Source organism: Streptomyces cucumeris, assembly GCF_024295805.1.
GTDB lineage: Bacteria > Actinomycetota > Actinomycetes > Streptomycetales > Streptomycetaceae > Streptomyces > Streptomyces cucumeris.
Window position 1 is genome coordinate 181,158 of record NZ_JANCLX010000001.1, and the last position, 20,374, is coordinate 201,531.

The following is a 20,374-nucleotide window of genomic DNA, read 5'->3' on the forward strand; positions in this document are numbered from 1 at the left end:
GGAAACGGAAGCTGCGGTACCGTCGGGGAGGTGTTCGCTTTGGGCGGAATTTTCGTGATCCGACCCACACCTGTATGGTGTGTGATCGATCACATGGGCGATTTTCGGTCCATATACTCTGCGTGATCGTCACGGTTGACGGAAAGCCGGGAAAATCCGGGTTTTCGGGGGCCGTGATCACGGGAAGTACACGTCATGGCGCATGCGAGTGCGACAGTCGGACCGTGTACGGTCCCGATGGCCATCCAACCCGATCACCTCTTCAGGGGTGCGGTTGGGTGTCGATTGAGTAACAGACCTTGATGTGAGGCAAAATCTCCGCCTCGGGTCGGGCACAAGTCCGGCCTCTCACGCGTTACGTGCGCTGGAGACACCGCAGACACCCAGAGGGGGAGAGGGACATGGCAACGGACTACGACACCCCACGCAAGACCGACGATGATGTCAACGAGGACAGCATCGAGGAACTCAAGGCCAGGCGGAACGACAAGTCCGCGTCGACCGTCGACGTGGATGAGTTCGAGCAGGCCGAGGGCCTGGAGCTGCCCGGCGCGGACCTCTCCAACGAGGAGCTGTCCGTGCGGGTGCTGCCCCGCCAGGCGGACGAGTTCACCTGCATGACCTGCTTCCTCGTGCACCACCGCAGCCAGCTGGCCAACGAGACCAAGAACGGCCAGCCGATCTGCCGCGACTGCGCGGCCTGAGCCACGGCGCAGGCGTGGACGCGGAGCACGGCGGCGTGACCCAGGTGCACCCCGAGCGGGGCCGGACGGCCTCGCTCGCGAGCGCCCTGGGCCGTGGTGTCCGCAGAGGCGGTGAGCGTGCGAGAGCGGGGGTTTACGCGGTCGCCGACCGGATCATCGCGAACGCTCCACGGATCCCGGTCCGGGACCTGGAGACGCTGCGCAGGCAGTTCCCCGGCCTCGGCCCGGAGGAGATCGCGGACAAGCTGGTGGCGGGTGCCGCGCACGGCACCTCCACCGTGGGCGCGGGCGTCGGCGCAGCGGCCATGCTGCCCGCCCCGCCCGCCATGCCCACCGAACTGGCCGCCGAGATCATCGGCGTGGCCACCATCGAGATCAAGCTCATCGCCGAGCTGCACGAGGTCTACGGACTGCGGGCGCCCGGCGGCGTGCGCCAGCGCGCCACCGCCTATCTCGGGGCGTGGGCCCAGGAGCGTGGCATCGACGTCACCGTCCCGGCCACCGTCAACGCCGCGCTGGGCGTCCAGATGAAGCGCGAGCTGCGCCAGCAGGTGCTCAGGCGCAGCTTCCGGAACCTGCCGGTGCTGGCCCCCTTCATGGTGGGCGCGGCCATCGGGGCCGCCATGAACCGGCGGGACACCAGGAAGCTGGCCCGCAAGGTCCGCAAGGACCTGCGCACCAAGCAGACCCCCTGGAGCGATCTGGTCCCCCTGGCCGAATGAGCCGCCGGGGCACGGCCCCGGCCGGGCAGTGTCTAGGCCCTGTCCTGCCGATCTCCGTGGGCCCGCGACGCCTGGCACCGCACCTCGCCGCGTTGTCGGGATCATCCGAGTACGCCCAGTACAAGGACGACCCTCCGCCTTGCGAGCTACGGCACCAGACGCCGCGGCCTGATCCACGAAGATCGACAGGACAGGACCTAGGCGGCGTCCGAGCGCACCGCGGCCAGCGCGGCCGCGAGCGCCCGGGGATCCCGGGTCGACAGGTACACGTACGGCGTCGGGTCCTGCGGATCGGTGACCTCCACCCGCAGTGCGGTGGGGATGTAGCTGCGCAGCAGCATGAACGCCCGGGGATCGGCCTTGTAGGTGCGCCAGGCGACCGCCTCGTCGGCGTCCAGCGCCTCGGCGGTCCCGAGGGCCGACACCGGGATCCTCGCGTCTCCCGCGACCAGTGAGCCCGCCACCACCCGTACTCGCGCCGAGCCGTACGTGCTGACCCCGACGGCGGCCAGCGCCGCGCCGCCGATCAGGCCGCCGAGCATCGGCAGGGTGCCGAACGGCAGCATGATCAGCCCCATGGCCACCCCGGTCATCAGGGCGATGAACCACCAGGAACGGGGCGCGGTGAGGCGTTCGTCGTAAGGCTGCATGCCTATCAGCTTGGCATGGCCGCCGAACCGGGCTGTCCGCGCGGGTAAGGTCAGCCGTTGTGAGTGGAACAACGACAGCGCTGAGGCCGCCGGAAGGCGCCAGGGCACCCGTACGCCACCCCGACGCCCCGGCGTCCGGTGAGCTCCTCGAGGTCCACAACGACCAGTGTTTCGGCTGCGGCGACCAAGTGGACGGTCTGCGCCTCCGGGCCCGCGCCGGCGAGGGCGTCGGCGTCACCGCCGAGTTCGAGGTGCGCCCGGCCCACCAGGGCGCGCCGGGCCTGGCCCACGGCGGGCTGCTGAGCGCGGCGCTGGACGAGACGCTGGGGGCGCTCAACTGGATGCAGCGGGTGATCTCGGTGACCGGGCGGCTGGAGACGGACTTCGTCCGCCCCGTCCCGGTCGGCACGGTGCTGTACCTGGAGGCACGGGTGACCGCCGTGCACGGGCGGAAGATCTACTGCGCGGCCACCGGCCGGATCGGTGCCCCCGACGGCCCCGTCGCCGTCCGCGCGGAGGCCCTCTTCATAGAGGTGCGGGTGGAGCACTTCATCGAGAACGGACGGGCGGAGGAGATCGACGCCGTGCTGGCCGACCCCGACCAGGCCAAGCTGGCGCGCGTGGGCGAGGTGAACGCGTGAGCACCGAACCGCTCGAGGTGCGGATCCGCCGGGTCGACCCCGAGGTGCCGCTGCCCGGATACGCCCACCCCGGCGACGCGGGCGCGGATCTCGTGACCACACAGGCCGCGGAGCTCGCCCCGGGGGAGCGCGCGGTCCTGCCCACCGGGGTGTCCATCGCGCTCCCCGAGGGGTACGCCGCCTTCGTGCATCCGAGGTCCGGACTGGCCGCCCGCTGTGGCATCGCCATGGTGAATGCCCCGGGGACCATCGATGCCGGGTACCGTGGAGAGATCAAGGTGATCGTGGTCAATCTCGATCCGCGCGAGAGCGTGCGGTTCGAGCGCTACGACCGGATCGCCCAATTGGTCGTCCAGCAGGTCGAGAAGGTGCGCTTCCACGAGGTGGCGGAGCTTCCCGGGTCGGCGCGGGCCGAAGGGGGCTTCGGGTCCACCGGCGGTCACGCCGCCGTGGACGGCACACAGGGTGGGAATGGATACGCTTCGGTCGGTTCCGACCGGGAAGGACGATGACGTGTTCGGACGTCGCCGCAAGCACAGCGAGGAGGACGTCGAGTCGCTCGACGTGGCCTCCGAGGAGTTGGCCGAGGACGCGGAGGACGCGGAGGACTCCTCCGAGGCGGTGGAGGCCGCCCGGGTGAGCCTGCCGCCCGCGCCGCGCCCCGACGGCCCGTGGGACGTTTCCGAGGTGCGTGAGCCCGGCGAGGGCCGGGTGGACCTGGGCGGCATGTTCGTCCCCGGTGTCGAGGGCATGGAGCTGCGGGTGGAGGTCGCGGGGGACGCGATCGTCGCCGCCACCGTGGTGCTGCGGGACAGCGCCGTGCAGCTCCAGGCGTTCGCCGCGCCCAAGAAGGAAGGCATCTGGGGCGAGGTCCGCGACGAGATCGCCACCGGGATCACCCAGCAGGGTGGCGTGGTGGACGAGGTCGAGGGACCGCTCGGCTGGGAGCTGCGCGCCCAGGTGCCGGTGCAGCTGCCGGACGGGAAGAACGGCGTGCAGGTGGTCCGCTTCATCGGTGTCGACGGACCGCGCTGGTTCCTGCGCGGAGTGATCTCCGGACAGGGCGCGGTGCAGCCCGAGACCGGCAGCCTGCTGGAAGCGATCTTCCAGGACACGGTGGTGGTGCGTGGCGAGGGCCCGATGGCCCCCCGCGATCCGATCGTGCTCAAGCTGCCGAACGACGCGCAGATGGTCCCCGACGGGGTGCAGCAGGACGAGGCGCAGGGCTCGCGGTTCGCGGGCGGGGCCGACCGTCTCCAGCGCGGCCCGGAGATCAGCGAGGTGCGCTGAGCCTCCCGCCGCGTACCGTCTCCCGGACCATCCGGAGAAGGCCAGGTCCGAAGGGGCCCGGGGCATTGCCCCGGGCCCCTTCGGCATTTTCCCGGGGGGACGTTGAACACCGGCGCCCCACGGCCCGTACTCCTGGGTGACCGGGCGCGCACGTCGCGCTCATCGACTCCCGCCAGGGCGTGACCGCCCCCTCCGGTCTCGGCGCCTTGGCGGGCCGCTCGCTCGGATCAGGCCGGGCCCTTGGCGTAAGGCATGGCCTGATGTGGGCGTTCACGGGTGGGCCGTACTCTTCTCTGCGGAGTACGGCCCACCGCTTTTCGCAGGTGGGGGCGGTCGGCGTCAGGGATGCGTCAAAAGCGCGCCAATGGCCGTAAGGGAGCCGTCAACGGGTGTCGTCGGATGCCCTGGGCGGGGTTTTGCTCTAGGAGTCCGTTCGTAATCCGAGCCTCCTAGGAGCCCACGATGGCCGATCTGGCCTTCGTCGTCGCCACGATCGCGGTGTTCGCGGTGGTGGCCGTCGTCGCCAGAGGGGTGACGAAGCTGTGACCACCGAGAACATCGTCGGCCTGGTCGTGGCTGTCGCCCTGCTGGGGTATCTGGTCCTCGCGCTGATCTTCCCGGAGAGGTTCTGAGGTCCCGCACATGAGCCCCGAACTTGCTGGGGTGCTCCAGCTGGCCGCGCTGATCGGCGCGCTCGCCCTGGTGTACCGACCGCTCGGCGACTACATGGCCGCCGTCTACAGCTCCGAAAAGCATCTGCGCCCCGAGAAGTGGATCTACCGCTGCATAGGCGCCAACCCTTCCAGCCAGATGCGCTGGCCCGCCTATCTGCGCGGAGTGCTCGCCTTCTCCCTGGTGGGCGTGTTGTTCCTGTACCTGCTGCAGCGCGTCCAGGGCAGCCTGCCGCTTTCGCTCGGGTTCACCGCGATCAGTCCCGACCAGGCGTTCAACACCGCCGCGTCCTTCGTGGCCAACACCAACTGGCAGTCCTATTCGGGCGAGCAGTCCATGGGGCACGTCGTCCAGACGGCCGGGCTCGCGGTGCAGAACTTCGTCTCCGCCGCCGTCGGCATGGCCGTGGCCGTCGCGCTCGTACGGGGCTTCGCCCGCTCCCGCACCGGTGAACTCGGCAACTTCTGGGCCGACCTGGTGCGCGGTGTCGTCCGGGTCCTGCTCCCGCTCTCCGTGATCGGCGCGCTGGTGCTGGTCGCCTGCGGCGCCATCCAGAACTTCGCGGGCATCCACGAGGTCGGACAGCTCACCGGCGGCAGCCGGCAGATGAACGGCGGCGCCGTGGCCTCACAGGAGGTCATCAAGGAGCTGGGCACCAACGGCGGCGGCTACTTCAACGCCAACTCCGCCCACCCGTTCGAGAACCCGAGCGGTTTCACCAACCTCTTCGAGATCTTCCTGATCCTGGTCATCCCGTTCGCGCTGACCCGCACCTTCGGCAGGCTGGTGGGCAACCTCCGGCAGGGCTACGCGATCCTCGCCGCCATGGGCGTCATCTGGCTCGGCTTCACGGCGCTGATGATGTGGACCGAGTTCCACCACGGCGGCGCGGCGCTCCAGGAGGCGGGCGGCGCGATGGAGGGCAAGGAGCAGCGGTTCGGCGTCGGCGCCTCCGCAATCTTCGCCACCAGCACCACCCTGACCTCGACCGGCGCCGTGGACTCCTTCCACTCCTCCTTCACCGGCTTCGGCGGTGGACTCGCCCTGCTGGGCATGATGCTCGGTGAGATCGCCCCCGGCGGTGTGGGATCGGGCCTCTACGGCATGCTGATCATGGCGATCATCGCGGTGTTCATCGCGGGCCTCATGGTCGGCCGCACCCCCGAATACCTGGGCAAGAAGATCGGCTCCCGGGAGATCAAGCTCGCGGCCTGCTACATCCTGATCACCCCGACGCTGGTGCTCGGCTTCACCGCCGTGTCGATGGTGCTGGCCACCCCGCCGGACTCGATCCTGAACACCGCCGGGGACTCGGTGAACGGCAGCGGCGCCCACGGCTTCTCCGAGGTGCTCTACGCCTTCACCTCCGGCGCCAACAACAACGGCTCCGCCTTCGCCGGACTCAACGCGAACACCCAGTGGTACAACACCACGATCGGTCTGGCCATGCTGCTCGGCCGCTTCCTGCCCATGGTGTTCGTCCTGGCGCTGGCCGGTTCCCTGGCCGAGCAGAAGCCCGTCCCCGAGACCGCGGGGACCCTGCGCACCGAGAAGCCCCTCTTCGCGGGGCTGCTGGTCGGCGCGATCCTCATCATCACCGGTCTGACCTACTTCCCGGCCCTGGCCCTTGGCCCGATGGCGGAGGGACTCTCATGAGCACAGCCACCACTCCCGTACACACCGCACCCGATGGCGGCCGCCCGCACGGCCCCGAGGGCTCCGGCGGGCGGGTCTCGGGCGGCCTGTTCGACCCCCGTCAGCTCGTCACGTCGCTGCCGGACGCCTTCCGTAAGCTGGACCCGCGGATCATGGCGAAGTCCCCGGTCATGTTCGTGGTCGAGATCGGGTCGGTGCTCACCACCGGGCTCGCCCTCCTCGACCCCGGCGACTGGTTCGGCTGGGCCATCACCGCCTGGCTGTGGCTGACCGTGGTCTTCGCCAATCTGGCCGAGGCCGTGGCCGAGGGCCGTGGCAAGGCGCAGGCCGACACCCTGCGCAAGGCCAAGACCGACACCGTGGCGCGCCGGCTGACCGGCTCCACCGAGGAGCGGGTGCCCGGCACCGAGCTGCGCATCGGCGATCTGGCGGTCTGCGAGGCGGGCGACATCATCCCGGGCGACGGCGATGTCGTCGAGGGCGTGGCGTCGGTGGACGAGTCCGCCATCACCGGTGAATCGGCCCCGGTCATCCGGGAGTCCGGCGGTGACCGGTCCGCGGTCACCGGCGGCACCAAGGTGCTGTCCGACCGTATCGTCATCAAGATCACCACCAGACCGGGCGAGACCTTCATCGACCGGATGATCAACCTCGTCGAGGGTGCCGCCCGGCAGAAGACCCCGAACGAGATCGCGCTGAACATCCTGCTCGCCTCGCTCACCATCGTCTTCCTGCTGGCAGTGGTGACCCTCCAGCCGTTCGCGATCCACGCGGGCGCCGAGCAGACGATGATCGTGCTCACCGCGCTGCTGGTCTGCCTCATCCCGACCACCATCGGGGCGCTGCTCTCGGCCATCGGTATCGCGGGTATGGACCGGCTGGTCCAGCGCAATGTGCTGGCCATGTCCGGCCGCGCGGTCGAGGCGGCGGGCGATGTGTCCACCCTGCTGCTGGACAAGACCGGCACCATCACCCTCGGCAACCGGCAGGCGGCGGAGTTCGTCCCGGTGACGGGTGTGTCCGAGGCGGAGCTCGCCGACGCAGCCCAGCTCTCGTCGCTGGCCGACGAGACCCCGGAGGGCCGCTCGATCGTCGTCCTGGCCAAGGAGCGCTACGGGCTCCGGGCGCGGGACGAGGGCGAGCTGAGCCACGCCGAGTTCGTACCCTTCACCGCCCAGACCCGGATGTCCGGCGTCGATGTGGACGGCACCACGGTGCGCAAGGGCGCCGCGGGCGCCATCGTCGCCTGGGTCGGCCGGCGCGGCGGGGAGGTCTCCTCCGACGCCCAGGAGAAGGTCGACGCGATATCGGCGGCCGGTGGCACCCCGCTGCTGGTCGCGATCGAGGACACCGACGGACCGCGGGTGCTCGGCGTGATCCACCTCAAGGACGTGGTCAAGGAGGGCATGCGGGAGCGGTTCGACGAACTGCGCCGGATGGGCATCAAGACCGTGATGATCACCGGCGACAACCCGCTGACCGCCAAGGCCATCGCCGACGAGGCGGGGGTGGACGACTTCCTGGCGGAGGCCACACCCGAGGACAAGATGGCGCTCATCAAGCGGGAGCAGGCGGGCGGCAAGCTGGTCGCGATGACCGGCGACGGCACCAATGACGCCCCCGCGCTGGCCCAGGCCGATGTCGGCGTCGCCATGAACACCGGTACCTCGGCCGCCAAGGAGGCCGGGAACATGGTGGACCTGGACTCCAACCCGACCAAGCTGATCGAGATCGTGGAGATCGGCAAGCAGCTGCTCATCACCCGCGGCGCGCTGACCACCTTCTCGATCGCCAACGACGTCGCCAAGTACTTCGCGATCATCCCCGCGATGTTCGGCGCGGTCGCGGGCTACGAGGGTCTGGACACGCTCAACATCATGCGGCTGGCCTCGGCCGAGTCGGCCATCCTCGCGGCGGTGATCTTCAACGCGCTGATCATCGTGGCGCTGGTGCCGCTCGCTCTCAAGGGCGTGCGCTACCGCCCCATGAGCGCCGACCGGATGCTCCGCCGCAACCTGGGCCTCTACGGCCTCGGCGGCCTGATCGCCCCGTTCATCGGGATCAAACTCATCGACCTGCTCATCTCCCTCATCCCCGGGATCGGGTGACCCACCACCATGACCTCCATGAACAGCTCGGTCCGCGGTACGGCGCGGCTGATCGGCGCGGGGCTGCGCGCCCTGCTGGCCCTCACCGTCGTCTGCGGTGTGCTCTACCCCCTCGCGGTCACCGGGATCGCCCAGGCCGCCTTCCATGACCAGGCCAACGGCTCCGAGGTGCGGTCCGGCGGCCGGGTCGTCGGCTCCGAGATCATCGGCCAGCGCTTCGACCTCGATGCCAAGGACGAGGACGGCAATCCGCTGCCGGACCCGCGCTATTTCCAGCCCCGGCCGTCCGCGGCGGGCACCAACGCCGTCAACACCCAGTACTCGATCGTCGTCTCCGGCGCGTCCAACCTCGCCGCGGACAGCAAGGTGCTGAAGCAGACCGTCATCGACCGGCGGAAGCAGGTGGCCGACTTCAACCAGGTCTCCCCGTCCCGGGTGCCGGTGGACGCGCTCACCGCCTCCGGCTCCGGTCTCGACCCGGACATCTCCCCGGCCTACGCCGAGCTCCAGGTGAACCGGGTGGCCAAGGCCAACGCGCTGCCGCGCGAGAAGGTCGCCCGGCTGGTGGCGGACCACACCCAGGGCCGTCAGCTCGGCTTCATCGGCGAGCCCCGGGTCAACGTGCTGAAGCTCAACATCGCGCTCACCCGGCTGAGCCGGCACTGAGAACTCGGACCAGCGGGGAAAATGGGGTCATGGGACGCGGCAAGCTACGGATCTACCTCGGTGCGGCCCCGGGAGTCGGCAAGACCTACGCCATGCTCTCCGAGGGGCACCGCCGGGTCGAGCGGGGCACCGACCTCGTGGTCGGCTTCGTCGAGCACCACGGCCGCCGCCGCACCGAGGTGATGCTGCACGGGCTGGAGGCGGTGCCCCGCCGGGAGCTGGAGTACCGGGGCGCCGTCTTCACCGAGATGGACGTGGACGCGGTACTGGCCCGCCGCCCCGCCGTCGCCCTCGTCGACGAGCTCGCCCACACCAACGTCCCCGGCTCCCGGAACGCCAAGCGCTGGCAGGACGTCGAGGAGCTGCTGCGGGCGGGCATCGACGTCGTCTCCACCGTCAACATCCAGCACCTGGAGTCGCTGGGCGACGTGGTGGAGTCGATAACGGGCGTCCGGCAGCGGGAGACCGTGCCCGACGAGGTGGTGCGCCGCGCCGATCAGATCGAACTGGTCGATATGTCGCCCCAGGCCCTGCGCCGCCGGATGGCGCACGGCAACATCTACGCCTCCGACAAGGTCGACGCGGCGCTGTCCAACTACTTCCGGCCCGGGAACCTGACCGCGCTGCGCGAACTGGCCCTGCTGTGGACCGCCGACCGGGTCGACGAGTACCTCCAGCAGTACCGCTCCGAGCACAGCATCCGCACCACCTGGCAGGCGCGTGAGCGCATCGTCGTCGGCCTCACCGGCGGCCCCGAGGGCCGCACGCTGATCCGCCGGGCCGCCCGGATGGCGGCCAAGGGCTCCGGCAGCGAGATCCTCGCCGTCTACATCGCCCGCAGCGACGGGCTGACCTCCGCCTCCCCCAAGGAGCTGGCGGTCCAGCGCACCCTGGTCGAGGATCTGGGCGGCACCTTCCACCACGTCATCGGGGAGGACATCCCCGGAGCGCTGCTGGAGTTCGCCCGCGGGGTCAACGCCACCCAGATCGTGCTCGGCTCCAGCCGCCGCAAGGCGTGGCAGTACGTCTTCGGACCCGGGGTGGGCGCCACCGTCGCCCGCGACTCCGGCCCGGACCTCGACGTCCACATCGTCACCCACGGCGAGGTCGCCAAGGGCCGCGGACTGCCGGTGGCCCGCGGCGCCCGGCTCGGCCGCTCCCGGCTGATCGCGGGCTGGGGGGTGGGTGTGGGCGGACCGGTGCTGCTCACGCTGCTGCTCACCGTCGGCGGAGCCAGCCTCGCCTCGGACGCCGGACCCGGCTTCGCCAACGAGGTGCTGCTCTTCCTCTTCCTGAACGTGCTGGCGGCGCTGCTGGGCGGGATGCTGCCCGCCCTCGCCTCGGCGGCCGTGGGATCCCTGCTGCTCAACTACTACTTCACCCCGCCCACCCACACTCTCACCGTCGACGACCCCGAGAACATCGTCGCCATAGCGATCTTCGTGGCGGTGGCCGTCAGCGTCGCCTCGGTCGTCGACCTGGCCGCGCGCCGCACCCATCAGGCCGCCCGGCTGCGCGCCGAGTCCGAGGTGCTGTCCTTCCTCGCGGGCAGTGTGCTGCGCGGTGAGACCAGCCTGGAAGCGCTGCTGGAGCGGGTCCGCGAGACCTTCGGCATGGACACCGTGGCGCTGCTGGAGCGGGAGAGCGATGTCGCCCCCTGGACCTGCGCGGGCAGTGTGGGCGGCACCGGCGGGGGAGCCGCACCGCCCGGGCGGCCCGAGGACGCGGATGTGGACATGCCGGTCGGTGACCACATGGCGCTCGCGCTCTCCGGCCGGGTGCTGCCCGCCGAGGACCGCCGGGTGCTCGCCGCCTTCGCCGCCCAGGCCGCGGTGGTCCTTGACCGGCAGCGGCTGACCCTGGAGGCCGAACGGGCCACCGAGCTGGCCGAGGGCAACCGCATACGGACCGCGCTGCTGGCCGCCGTCAGCCACGATCTGCGCACCCCGCTCGCGGCCATCAAGGCCGCCGTGAGCTCCCTGCGCTCCGATGACGTCGCCTGGTCCGAGGAGGACGAGGCCGAGCTGCTGGAGGGCATCGAGGACGGCGCCGACCGGCTGGACCACCTGGTGGGGAACCTGCTGGACATGTCCCGGCTGCAGACCGGCACCGTGACCCCGCTCATCCGCGAGATCGACCTCGACGAGGTGGTGCCGATGGCGCTCGGCGGCGTCCCGGAGGCCAGTGTCACCCTCGACATCCCCGAGGAGCTGCCCATGGTCGCCGTCGACCCCGGACTGCTGGAGCGCGCCGTCGCCAACATCGTGGAGAACGCCGTGAAGTACAGCCCGCCGGACTCCTCCGTGCTGGTCGCGGCCAGCGCGCTCGGCGAACGGGTCGAGCTGCGGGTCGCCGACCGCGGCCCCGGAGTGCCCGACACCGCCAAGGACCGGATCTTCGAGCCGTTCCAGCGGTACGGTGACGCCCCGCGCGGCGCCGGGGTCGGCCTCGGGCTGGCCGTGGCCCGCGGCTTCGCCGAGGCGATGGGCGGCCGGCTGGCCGCCGAGGACACCCCGGGCGGCGGCATGACCATGGTGCTCACCCTGCGGGCCGCCCCCGGCCGCCCGCCGGTCCGCCCCGACCTCCCGGCCCGGGCCGTGTCCTGACCGGCCCCGGAGCCGTGGCGGGGGCGGCCCGGGCGGAGGGGACGACAACACAGCGATGGAAGGCAGACCAGATGAACCGGGTGCTCGTGGTGGACGACGAGCCGCAGATCGTACGCGCCCTCGTGATCAACCTGAAGGCGCGCAAGTACGAGGTGGACGCCGCGTCGGACGGCGCGACCGCCCTGCGGCTGGCCGCCACCCGCCACCCCGACGTGGTCGTGCTCGACCTCGGACTGCCCGATATGGACGGGGTGGAGGTGATCAGGGGGCTGCGCGGCTGGACCCGGGTGCCGATCCTGGTGCTCTCCGCGCGCCAGACCTCCGACGAGAAGGTCGAGGCCCTGGACGCGGGCGCCGACGACTACGTCACCAAGCCCTTCGGCATGGACGAGCTGCTCGCCCGGCTGCGCGCCGCCGTCCGCCGGGCCGAGCCCACCGTGCAGTCGGAGGATCCGGTGACCGTCGAGACCGAGACGTTCTCGGTCGACCTGGCGGCCAAGAAGGCCCACCGCGACGGCCGTGACGTCCGGCTGACGCCCACCGAATGGCACCTGCTGGAGGTGCTGGTGCGCAATCCCGGCCGGCTGGTCAGCCAGAAGCAGTTGCTCCAGGAGGTCTGGGGCCCCTCCTACGGCACCGAGACCAACTACCTGCGCGTCTACATGGCCCAGCTCCGCCGCAAGCTGGAGGTGGACCCCTCGCATCCGCGGCACTTCATCACCGAGCCGGGCATGGGCTACCGGTTCGAGCGGTGATCAGCGGACCGGGGTGTGCGGCCGGGGGTCCGGGGGTTGCCCCCGGGGGATGGAGCATCACCGAGCCGGGCATGGGCTACCGGTTCGAGCGGTGACGGCGTCGCGGTGGGGCCTCACCGGTACGCTGGCCGTATGAGTTCCGCACGCCAGCCCTCCGAGAAGGGTGACAAGCCGGCCGGCCGCTTCCGGCGGATGCTCGACCGGCTGTCGACTTCCCAGGAGGAGCTTCTGTCCGCCGAGCTCCAGCAGGACGCGGAGGACGCGGGCTGTACCAAGATCGGTGACTGCGGTGACCGGCAGATCGTGAAGGTGACGGGTACGCTGCGCACGGTCACACTGCGGCCGAGGGCCGGAGTACCCGCGCTGGAGGCGGAGCTCTTCGACGGCACCGCCGCGTTGGACGTGGTGTGGCTGGGCCGTCGCTCCATCATCGGTATAGAACCGGGCCGCAGGCTGATCGCCTCCGGCCGGATCTCCATGAGTCACGGGCGCCGGGTGCTGTTCAATCCGAAGTACGAACTCCGACCGCTCGGACAGGAGTAGCCGGTGACGTCAGACGACAAGCCGACCCCCACCGAAGACCACGAGACCGCCGCGCGGAGCAGGGCGGCGGCCGACACCGCGCTCCTGGAGGCGTTCGGCGGCGTACGGGGCATGGTGGACACCACCGTCCCCGGCCTGGTCTTCGTCCTGCTCTACACGATCAAGCGGGACATCCACCTCGCCGCCATCGCCGCGCTCGGGCTGACGGTGCTGCTGGCGCTGGCCCGGCTGGCGCGCAAGGAGACCCTGAAGCACGCCTTCAGCGGCGTCTTCGGGGTCGCGTTCGGCGCGATCTTCGCCATGATGTCCGGTGACGCCAAGAACTTCTATCTGCCGGGCATGCTCTACACCCTCGGCCTGGCGGTCGCCTACGTCCTGTCGGCGATCTTCCGCTATCCGCTGATCGGTGTGCTGCTCGGGCCGATGCTCAAGGAGAACCTCTCCTGGCGTACCCGCAATCCGGGCCGGTTCCGCGCCTACACCAAGGCCACCTGGGCATGGGGGCTGATCCTGCTGGCCAAGTCGGCGATCCTGTTCCCGCTCTACTGGTGGGGCGACGCCACCCAGCTCGGCTGGGTCAAGGTCGCGCTGGGCATTCCGCCGTTCCTGCTCTGCGTCTATCTGACCTGGATCTTCCTGGCCAAGGCCCCGCCGCCGATCGACGTCATCGCGGAGATGGAGGCCGAGGAGAAGGCCGAGCGGGAGCGTGAGCGCGCCAGGGCCGAGCACGGCCCGGTCGCCGAGCCGCCCCGCTTCCCCTGACGCGGTCCGCCCGCGCCGACGGCCGTGAGCGACGACTGACGGCGCACCCACGACCGACGAGGGCCCCGGGAACCGTAACGGTTCCCGGGGCCCTCGCCCGTGTCATGACCTGCGGGATCAGCTCCCGGCGGACGGCTCCCGGCGGACCGACAGCAGGTCCTCCAGCTGCTCCTCGCGCGCCTGCGCCGCGACGAACAGCAGCTCGTCGCCCGCCTCCAGGACATCGTCCTTGTTCGGGGTCAGCACCCGGGTGCCGCGGATGATGGTGACCAGGCTGGTGTCCTCCGGCCACTCCACATCGCCGACCCGGGTCCCGGCCAGGGCCGCCTCCGGCGGCAGCGTCAGCTCGACCAGGTTGGCGTCGCCGTGGCTGAAGCGCAGCAGCCGGACCAGGTCGCCGACGCTCACCGCCTCCTCGACCAGCGCCGACATCAGCCGCGGAGTGGAGACGGCGACATCCACGCCCCACGCCTCGTTGAACAGCCACTCGTTCTTGGGGTTGTTGACCCGGGCCACCACCCGGGGCACCCCGTACTCGGTCTTGGCGAGCAGCGAGACGACCAGGTTGACCTTGTCGTCACCGGTGGCCGCGATGACCACGTTGCAGCGCTGCAACGCGGCCTCGTCCAGCGAGGTGATCTCACAGGCGTCCGCGAGCAGCCACTCGGCCTGCGGCACCCGCTCCACCGAGATGGCGGTGGGCGCCTTGTCGATGAGGAGCACCTCGTGGCCGTTCTCCAGCAGTTCGCCCGCGATGGAACGCCCCACGGCGCCCGCTCCGGCAATGGCGACCCTCATCGGTTGTTCCCCTCCTCGGGCCCCTCGTCGAAGGCCGCCTCGACCTTCTCGACCTCGTCGGTGCGCATCATCACATGGACGAGGTCGCCCTCCTGCAACACCGTCTGGGAGGTGGGCAGGATGGCCTCGCCGAGCCGGGTCAGGAACGCGACCCGCACCCCGGTCTCCTCCTGGAGTTTGCTGACCTTGTGCCCGACCCATGCGGGGGAGGTGTGCACCTCGGCGAGCTGCACCCCGCCGCTGGGGTCGCGCCACAGCGGCTCGGCGCCGGACGGCAGCAGCCGCCGCAGCATCTGGTCGGCGGTCCACCGGACGGTGGCCACGGTGGGGATGCCCAGGCGCTGGTAGACCTCGGCGCGCCGGGGGTCGTAGATCCGGGCCGCCACGTTCTCCACGCCGAACATCTCGCGCGCCACCCGGGCCGCGATGATGTTGGAGTTGTCGCCGCTGCTGACCGCGGCGAAGGCTCCGGCCTCCTCGATCCCCGCCTCACGCAGGGTGTCCTGGTCGAAGCCGACACCGGTCACCCGGCGCCCGCCGAAGCCCGCGCCGAGCCGGCGGAAGGCGGTGGGGTCCTGGTCGACGACCGCGACCGTGTGGCCCTGCTGCTCCAGGGTCTGGGCGAGCGCGGAGCCCACCCGGCCACAGCCCATGATCACGATATGCATGCGTCTTACCCCGCACTCCTGATGACCGTGCTGACCTGCACAAACACCCTGCTCACATCTTCCTTCCAGGACCTACGGGGCAACGGCGGGGACACGGCCCCCGCCGCTGGTGCTCCAGCGGGGACGGACTGGTGTCGCCGCGGCGCTAGTCCCCACCGTATCCGTACCGATGGGAAAGTTCCCCGGGGCGGTGGAGAGGGCGTCGGGCCCGGGTGGAATACTGATCATTTCCGATAGGGGCGATCTCGTGGAAATGGGCGAACGATCACTTCGGTCCCCGTACCGAGAAGCCGCCCGGGGTTTTTCCCGAGCCGCATTCGCCTCATCTTCGCCCCGCATCCAGGACCTTCACTGAACCGTCACGGCAATTGGCAATAGAGTCCGCTGCGTTCGAACTGTGTTCCGTGCGTCGGACACTCGGTCATCCCGTGACTAAGATGATCGCCGTATTCCGTTTCCGGACGGGACATCAGGGCTCTGAATCGTTCCTTCCGCGCCCGCGTTCCCAGCACGAGGTTCCTGATGACTGATCACATATCGGAGGCGGTGAGCTGGTGCCTGGCCGTCGTCGCCCTCGTCGTTCTGGTGCTCCTGACGCGCCAGCGGCGGATCACCGCGGGCGTGCGCAGGCGCAACGCCGCACTGGAGGAGAGCCTGCGGGCGCGGGACGAGGAGGTGCGCCATCTCTGCGACATCCGGCTCCCGGCCGTCGCGGACGGGGTCAACCTGCCCACCCCGCTGCCGGGGCTGAAGGACGAGAAGCTGGCGGGCACCACCTTCGCGCAGAGCCTGCACGCCGTCATGGAGCAGTTCACCCGGGCGGTGGACAAGGCGCAGTCACGGGCCGACGCCTCGGCCAAGTCCGCGCTCAAGGCGTCGATGCGCGCCCTTCAGGGGCTCGCCCATGAGCAGCAGGTCTCCATCTCGCAGATGCAGGACCGGCACGACAACCCCGATGTGCTGCGGGACCTGCTGGAGATCGACCACGCCAACTCCCAGTTCGGCCGCCGCGCCCAGGCCATCGCCGTGCTCTGCGGCTCCTGGCCCGGACGCCAGCGGCTGGCCTCCTCGCTGACCGATGTCGTCCGCGGCTCCAAGTCGCGCATCCGCGACTACCAGCGGGTGCAGGTGCACAGCCTGATCGACGTCGCCGTGGTGAGCCGGGCGGTGGAGCCGGTGGTGCTCGCGGTCGCCGAACTGCTGGACAACGCCGCCCGCCACTCCCAGCCCAACACCAGCGTCGAGGTCAGCCTGCAGCCGGTGCACAACGGCGCCTGCATCGTGGTCGACGACGCGGGTGTCGGCATGGACGGTCTGGAGGTGCAGCGGGCCGCCACCCTGCTGTCCGGACAGCGCGCCGTGGACGTCTCCCGGCTCGGCGACCCGCCGCAGTTCGGCTTCGCCGTCGTCGGGCTGCTCGCCGCCCGCTACGGCTTCAGCGTCTCGGTGGACACCCGCTCGCCCTACGGCGGTGTGCGCGCCGTGCTGTTCCTCCCCTCGGCGCTGCTCACCCATGTGGACGCAGGAGCCCCGAGCGCCGCCGCGGCGCCGGAGGAGCGGAGCGCCCCGCCGCGCACGCTCCCCTCGCGCCGCCGCGCCGAACCCCAGGCTCCCGGAGCGGCCACCGCAGGGATCCCGGCGCAGGCCCGGCCCGTCGAGCCCGCCGCCCCTGCCCCCAGCCCCACCCCCCGACCCGCGCCCGCGGCGGCCCCACCCGCCGTGGACGACGAGGCCGCGCGCAGCTTCGGCGTGACGGCCGGCGGACTGCCCAAGCGCCGCCGCCGTGAGGCCACCGCCGCGCCCGGACCCCGGCCGGTCACCCAGACGGAGCCGGACACCGGCTCGCACCGGGTCCGCTCGGCCGAGGAAACCGCCCAGCGGATGGGCGCCTTCGCCCGGGGCACCCGCTCCGGCCGGGCGGCCCATCCGGAAACCCCACAGGAAAGCGCACCCCGCCCCCAGGACGCCGCCCCCCACAGTGAAGAAGGGAATCGCCAGGCATGAACGACCACTTGAACAACGAGCTGGGCTGGATGCTCGACGAGGTCGTCAAGATGCCGGAGGCGCGGCACGCCATCCTGCTGTCGGCGGACGGGATGCTGCGGGCGCACTCCGCGGGCATCCCCCGCGACGAGGCGGAGCGTCAGGCAGCCGCGCTCTCCGGACTGCAGTCCATCAGCCGCAGCACCTCCGAGTTCTGCGATCCGCACGAGAGCCCGTGGCAGCAGACCCTGGTGGAGTTCGTCGGGGGCTATGTCTTCCTGACCGCCGCCGGGCCGGGCGCCTATCTCGCGGTCTCCGCCACCGAGGCGGTGGACATGGAGGCGGTCAGCTACCGGATGCAGAAGCTGGTCGACCGGCTGGGCAAGGAACTCACCAGTCCGCCGCGGCAGGACCTCGGGCGACAGGGCTTCGGCAGCCCGGCATGAGCCCCGGCCGGCGCGAACGAGGACTGGTACGCCCGTATGTCGTGACCGACGGCCGTGCCTACCCGACCCGCAACACCTTCGACCTGGTGACCCTGGTCATGGCCCACCCCGACCGTCCGCTCGCCGGGCTCAGCCCGGAGAAGCGGGGGGTGATGGAGCTCTGTCTCGGCGGCGCGCTGTCCGTCGCCGAGGTCGCCGGCTATCTGGAACTGCCGGTGAGCGTCACCAAGGTCCTGCTCGGTGATCTCGTGGACAGCGGCCACATCACCACCCGGTCCCCGATTCCCCCCGCCGAACTCCCCGAGACGCAGCTGCTGCAGGAGGTGCTCGATGGACTCCGCGCTCGCCTCTGAGCGGGCGGTCTATCTGCCCGGTACCGTGCGGACGGCCGTCAAGCTGCTGGTGGTGGGTCATTTCGCGGTCGGCAAGACCACGTTCGTGGGCTCGCTGTCGGAAATCCGCCCGCTGCGCACCGAGGAGACGATGACGCAGGCCGGGGCGCTGGTCGACGATCTCGCCGGCTCCGAGCGGAAGACCACCACCACGGTCGCCATGGACTTCGGCCGGCTCACCCTCAGCGACTCCCTGGTGCTGTACCTGTTCGGCACCCCCGGTCAGCTCCGGTTCACCCGGCTGTGGAAGGACATGACCCAGGGCGCGATGGGCGCGCTCGTCCTCGCGGACACCCGGCGGCTGGAGCAGTCCTTCCCGGTGATGTCCGTCCTGGAGGAGCAGGGCCTGCCGTACGCGGTGGCCGTCAACCGCTTCGAGGGCGCCCCGGTCTTCGCCGAGGAGGAGATCAGGGAGGCCCTCGACCTGCTCCCGGAAACCCCCCTGGTGGTCTGTGACGCGCGCAACCGGATCTCCTCGACCCGCGCCCTGATCTCCCTCGTCCAGTACCTCCAGTCCCTCCACACCCGTACCCCGCAGGAGAACGTGTGACCTACCGCAAGGACGCCGGGGCCGACCCGGGAGCCGTACCGCCGCCGGGGTGCCCCGCGCACACCGGCGGACCGGCCCACGGAGGTCCCGTCGGGGGCCGCGGCGCGGCCGTGCCGCTGTACGGAGCCGACTTCGCCGCCGATCCGCACGCCTTCTACGCGCGGCTGCGGGCCATGGGCCCGATCGCCCCGGTCGAGCTCTCCCCGGGCGTCGGGGCGTATCTGGTCACCAGCTACACGCTGGCCCTGGAGGTCCAGCGCGACACCGAGCGGTTCGCCAAGGACCCGCGCAACTGGCGGGCCCTGAACGAGGGCGAGGTGCCCCAGGACTGCCCGGTGCTCCCGATGCTGATGTACCGGCCCAACGCCCTGTTCACCGACGGCGAGGAGCACGCCCGGTTCCGGGGCGCGATCAACGACAGCCTCGGCCGGGTGGACGTGCACGCGCTCAGCGAGTTCGTGGAGCGCAGCGCGGACATGCTCATCGACGCCTTCGCCGGGAGGGGCGAGGCCGATCTGCTGAGCGAGTACGCCGCGATCATCCCGCTGCTGGTCTTCAACCAGCTCTTCGGTTCCCCGCCGGAGAAGGGGCGGGAGCTGGTCCGGACGGTCACCGCGCTGTTCGACGTCGGCCCCGAGTCGGCGCGGGCCAACGACCAGATGCTCGGCTACATGGCCGATCTCGTGGCCGTCAAGCGGCGTGAGCCGGGTCCGGACGTCACCTCGTGGATGATCGCCCATCCCTCCCGGCTGACCGACGAGGAGCTCATCGAACAGATGGGGCTGCTGCTGGCGGCCGGTACCGAACCCCAGCTGAACCTGATCGCCAACGCGCTGCGGCTGCTGCTCTCGGACGACCGGTTCGCCGGGGAGCTCTCCGGTGGCAGCCTCCCGGTCCAGGACGCCCTGGACGAGGTGCTGTGGTCCGACCCGCCGATGGCGAACTTCGGCACCCGGTTCGTCCGCTACGACGTGGAGGTGGGCGGGGTGCGGCTGCGCAGGGGCGACGCCGTCCTGACCAGCTACGCCGCGGCCAACACCGACCCCCAGCTGACCTCAGGCGGCCGGCTGGGCAACCGTGCCCACCTGGCCTGGAGCGTGGGCTCCCACCGGTGCCCCGCCGAGAGCCCGTCCCGGGTGATCGCCTCGGTGGCGATCGAGAAGCTCCTGGACCGGCTGCCGGACCTGGAGCTGGCCGTTCCGGCCGAGCGGCTGGCCTGGCGCACCGGGCCCTTCCACCGGGCCCTGGTGGCGCTGCCGGTGCGGTTCCCGGTGATGGCGGGCGCGGGGCCGATGCCCGCGCCGATGCCGACCGGCGTACCGGCGCCGGCGCCCGCGCCCGCCGCGCAGCCGTCCGCCCCGTCCGGCCCGCCCGCCCCGTTCGACGGGACCGGGCGCCCGGAGCAGCCCGAGTCCGGCGCCAGTGGCCCGCGGCGCCTGTGGGGCGCCCTGGGCCAGTGGTGGCGCGGCCAGTAGGGGACCGGCGGCGGTCGGCAGGCAGCCGGTGATCCGGCGGCGGTCCGCGGGACGGGCGTGAGCTGTCCCACGGACCGGGACGCGAGCTGTCCGAGGGGCGGCACGTGAGGTGTGCGACATCCCGTGATCGGCGCCCGCACCGCGTCCGGTGTGCGGGGTGTGCGTCGGAGCGCCTCCGCGCGCGCCCGAAAGCGGTCGGAACCGTCCCATTCCGGCCGTCACCGCGGGCTTGCTGCGCCGTTGTCCCCGACGGGCGTACGCCCGCCGCGCGCCCCCGGGAACGGAGC

General features: G+C 71.2%; 21 protein-coding genes. 18 read left to right on the forward strand and 3 right to left on the reverse strand.

Going from position 1 to position 20,374, the window contains the following annotated elements:
- Nucleotides 1-401: 401 nt before the first annotated feature.
- The gene (locus tag NMK44_RS00955) at nt 402-704 is read left to right on the forward strand and encodes a DUF4193 domain-containing protein (protein ID WP_254737190.1); all 303 of its coding nucleotides are present in this window, start codon (nt 402-404) and stop codon (nt 702-704) included.
- Between the two features lie 35 nt (nt 705-739).
- Nucleotides 740-1,426 carry a hypothetical protein gene (locus NMK44_RS00960; RefSeq protein ID WP_428849356.1) on the forward strand — a complete coding sequence of 229 codons (687 nt, stop codon included), beginning with the start codon at nt 740-742 and terminating at the stop codon, nt 1,424-1,426.
- 197 nt (nt 1,427-1,623) lie between these two features.
- Here the strand turns inward: NMK44_RS00960 and NMK44_RS00965 are convergent, their stop codons facing one another.
- On the reverse strand, nt 1,624-2,076 hold the full coding sequence (locus NMK44_RS00965) for a DUF3093 domain-containing protein (RefSeq protein WP_254737191.1): 453 nt from the start codon (nt 2,074-2,076) through the stop codon (nt 1,624-1,626).
- A 59-nt stretch (nt 2,077-2,135) separates the two neighbouring features.
- Between NMK44_RS00965 and NMK44_RS00970 the strand changes: the two genes are divergently transcribed.
- The 11 genes from NMK44_RS00970 (at nt 2,136) to NMK44_RS01020 (ending at nt 13,775) form a co-directional block, all read left to right on the forward strand.
- Nucleotides 2,136-2,717: a PaaI family thioesterase gene (locus NMK44_RS00970; protein ID WP_254737192.1), complete on the forward strand. Its 582-nt coding sequence runs from the start codon at nt 2,136-2,138 to the stop codon at nt 2,715-2,717.
- Nucleotides 2,714-3,229, forward strand: coding sequence for a dUTP diphosphatase (gene dut / locus NMK44_RS00975; RefSeq protein WP_254737193.1), 516 nt, complete (start codon nt 2,714-2,716; stop codon nt 3,227-3,229). The genes NMK44_RS00970 and dut overlap by 4 nt, the downstream gene beginning before the upstream one ends.
- 1 nt (nt 3,230) lies before the next feature.
- The gene (locus tag NMK44_RS00980; RefSeq protein WP_254737194.1) at nt 3,231-4,007 is read left to right on the forward strand and encodes a DUF3710 domain-containing protein; all 777 of its coding nucleotides are present in this window, start codon (nt 3,231-3,233) and stop codon (nt 4,005-4,007) included.
- Between the two features lie 542 nt (nt 4,008-4,549).
- On the forward strand, nt 4,550-4,639 hold the full coding sequence (kdpF, locus tag NMK44_RS00985; protein WP_254737195.1) for a K(+)-transporting ATPase subunit F: 90 nt from the start codon (nt 4,550-4,552) through the stop codon (nt 4,637-4,639).
- A gap of 10 nt (nt 4,640-4,649) precedes the next feature.
- A complete protein-coding gene (kdpA, locus tag NMK44_RS00990; RefSeq protein ID WP_254737196.1) occupies nt 4,650-6,335 on the forward strand; it encodes a potassium-transporting ATPase subunit KdpA in 1,686 nt (561 codons plus the stop codon).
- On the forward strand, nt 6,332-8,443 hold the full coding sequence (kdpB, locus tag NMK44_RS00995) for a potassium-transporting ATPase subunit KdpB (RefSeq protein WP_254737197.1): 2,112 nt from the start codon (nt 6,332-6,334) through the stop codon (nt 8,441-8,443). Before kdpA ends, kdpB begins: the two co-directional genes overlap by 4 nt.
- Before the next feature lie 18 nt (nt 8,444-8,461).
- Nucleotides 8,462-9,109: a potassium-transporting ATPase subunit KdpC gene (kdpC, locus tag NMK44_RS01000; RefSeq protein ID WP_489660287.1), complete on the forward strand. Its 648-nt coding sequence runs from the start codon at nt 8,462-8,464 to the stop codon at nt 9,107-9,109.
- A gap of 29 nt (nt 9,110-9,138) precedes the next feature.
- Nucleotides 9,139-11,715 carry a DUF4118 domain-containing protein gene (locus tag NMK44_RS01005; protein WP_254737199.1) on the forward strand — a complete coding sequence of 859 codons (2,577 nt, stop codon included), beginning with the start codon at nt 9,139-9,141 and terminating at the stop codon, nt 11,713-11,715.
- Between the two features lie 71 nt (nt 11,716-11,786).
- Nucleotides 11,787-12,470 carry a response regulator gene (locus NMK44_RS01010; RefSeq protein ID WP_254737200.1) on the forward strand — a complete coding sequence of 228 codons (684 nt, stop codon included), beginning with the start codon at nt 11,787-11,789 and terminating at the stop codon, nt 12,468-12,470.
- 132 nt (nt 12,471-12,602) lie between these two features.
- Nucleotides 12,603-13,013, forward strand: a complete 411-nt coding sequence (locus NMK44_RS01015) for an OB-fold nucleic acid binding domain-containing protein (RefSeq protein ID WP_254737201.1) — start codon at nt 12,603-12,605, stop codon at nt 13,011-13,013.
- Between the two features lie 3 nt (nt 13,014-13,016).
- Nucleotides 13,017-13,775 carry a DUF3159 domain-containing protein gene (locus tag NMK44_RS01020; RefSeq protein ID WP_254737202.1) on the forward strand — a complete coding sequence of 253 codons (759 nt, stop codon included), beginning with the start codon at nt 13,017-13,019 and terminating at the stop codon, nt 13,773-13,775.
- Between the two features lie 117 nt (nt 13,776-13,892).
- Here the strand turns inward: NMK44_RS01020 and NMK44_RS01025 are convergent, their stop codons facing one another.
- The gene (locus NMK44_RS01025) at nt 13,893-14,573 is read right to left on the reverse strand and encodes a potassium channel family protein (protein WP_254737203.1); all 681 of its coding nucleotides are present in this window, start codon (nt 14,571-14,573) and stop codon (nt 13,893-13,895) included.
- Nucleotides 14,570-15,241 carry a potassium channel family protein gene (locus tag NMK44_RS01030; protein ID WP_254737204.1) on the reverse strand — a complete coding sequence of 224 codons (672 nt, stop codon included), beginning with the start codon at nt 15,239-15,241 and terminating at the stop codon, nt 14,570-14,572. The genes NMK44_RS01025 and NMK44_RS01030 overlap by 4 nt, the downstream gene beginning before the upstream one ends.
- A 522-nt stretch (nt 15,242-15,763) precedes the next feature.
- On the opposite strand from NMK44_RS01030, the gene NMK44_RS01035 reads away from it, so the two are divergent.
- The 5 genes from NMK44_RS01035 (at nt 15,764) to NMK44_RS01055 (ending at nt 20,087) form a co-directional block, all read left to right on the forward strand.
- A complete protein-coding gene (locus NMK44_RS01035) occupies nt 15,764-17,245 on the forward strand; it encodes an ATP-binding protein (RefSeq protein WP_254737205.1) in 1,482 nt (493 codons plus the stop codon).
- Entirely contained in the window at nt 17,242-17,670 is a 429-nt protein-coding gene (locus NMK44_RS01040) for a roadblock/LC7 domain-containing protein (protein WP_254737206.1), read from the forward strand. The genes NMK44_RS01035 and NMK44_RS01040 overlap by 4 nt, the downstream gene beginning before the upstream one ends.
- The gene (locus tag NMK44_RS01045) at nt 17,667-18,023 is read left to right on the forward strand and encodes a DUF742 domain-containing protein (protein WP_254737207.1); all 357 of its coding nucleotides are present in this window, start codon (nt 17,667-17,669) and stop codon (nt 18,021-18,023) included. The genes NMK44_RS01040 and NMK44_RS01045 overlap by 4 nt, the downstream gene beginning before the upstream one ends.
- Nucleotides 18,001-18,612 (forward strand): GTP-binding protein, encoded by a 612-nt coding sequence (locus NMK44_RS01050; RefSeq protein ID WP_254737208.1) that lies wholly within the window; start codon nt 18,001-18,003, stop codon nt 18,610-18,612. Before NMK44_RS01045 ends, NMK44_RS01050 begins: the two co-directional genes overlap by 23 nt.
- Nucleotides 18,613-18,785: 173 nt before the next feature.
- A complete protein-coding gene (locus NMK44_RS01055; protein WP_302887679.1) occupies nt 18,786-20,087 on the forward strand; it encodes a cytochrome P450 in 1,302 nt (433 codons plus the stop codon).
- Nucleotides 20,088-20,374: the final 287 nt, after the last annotated feature.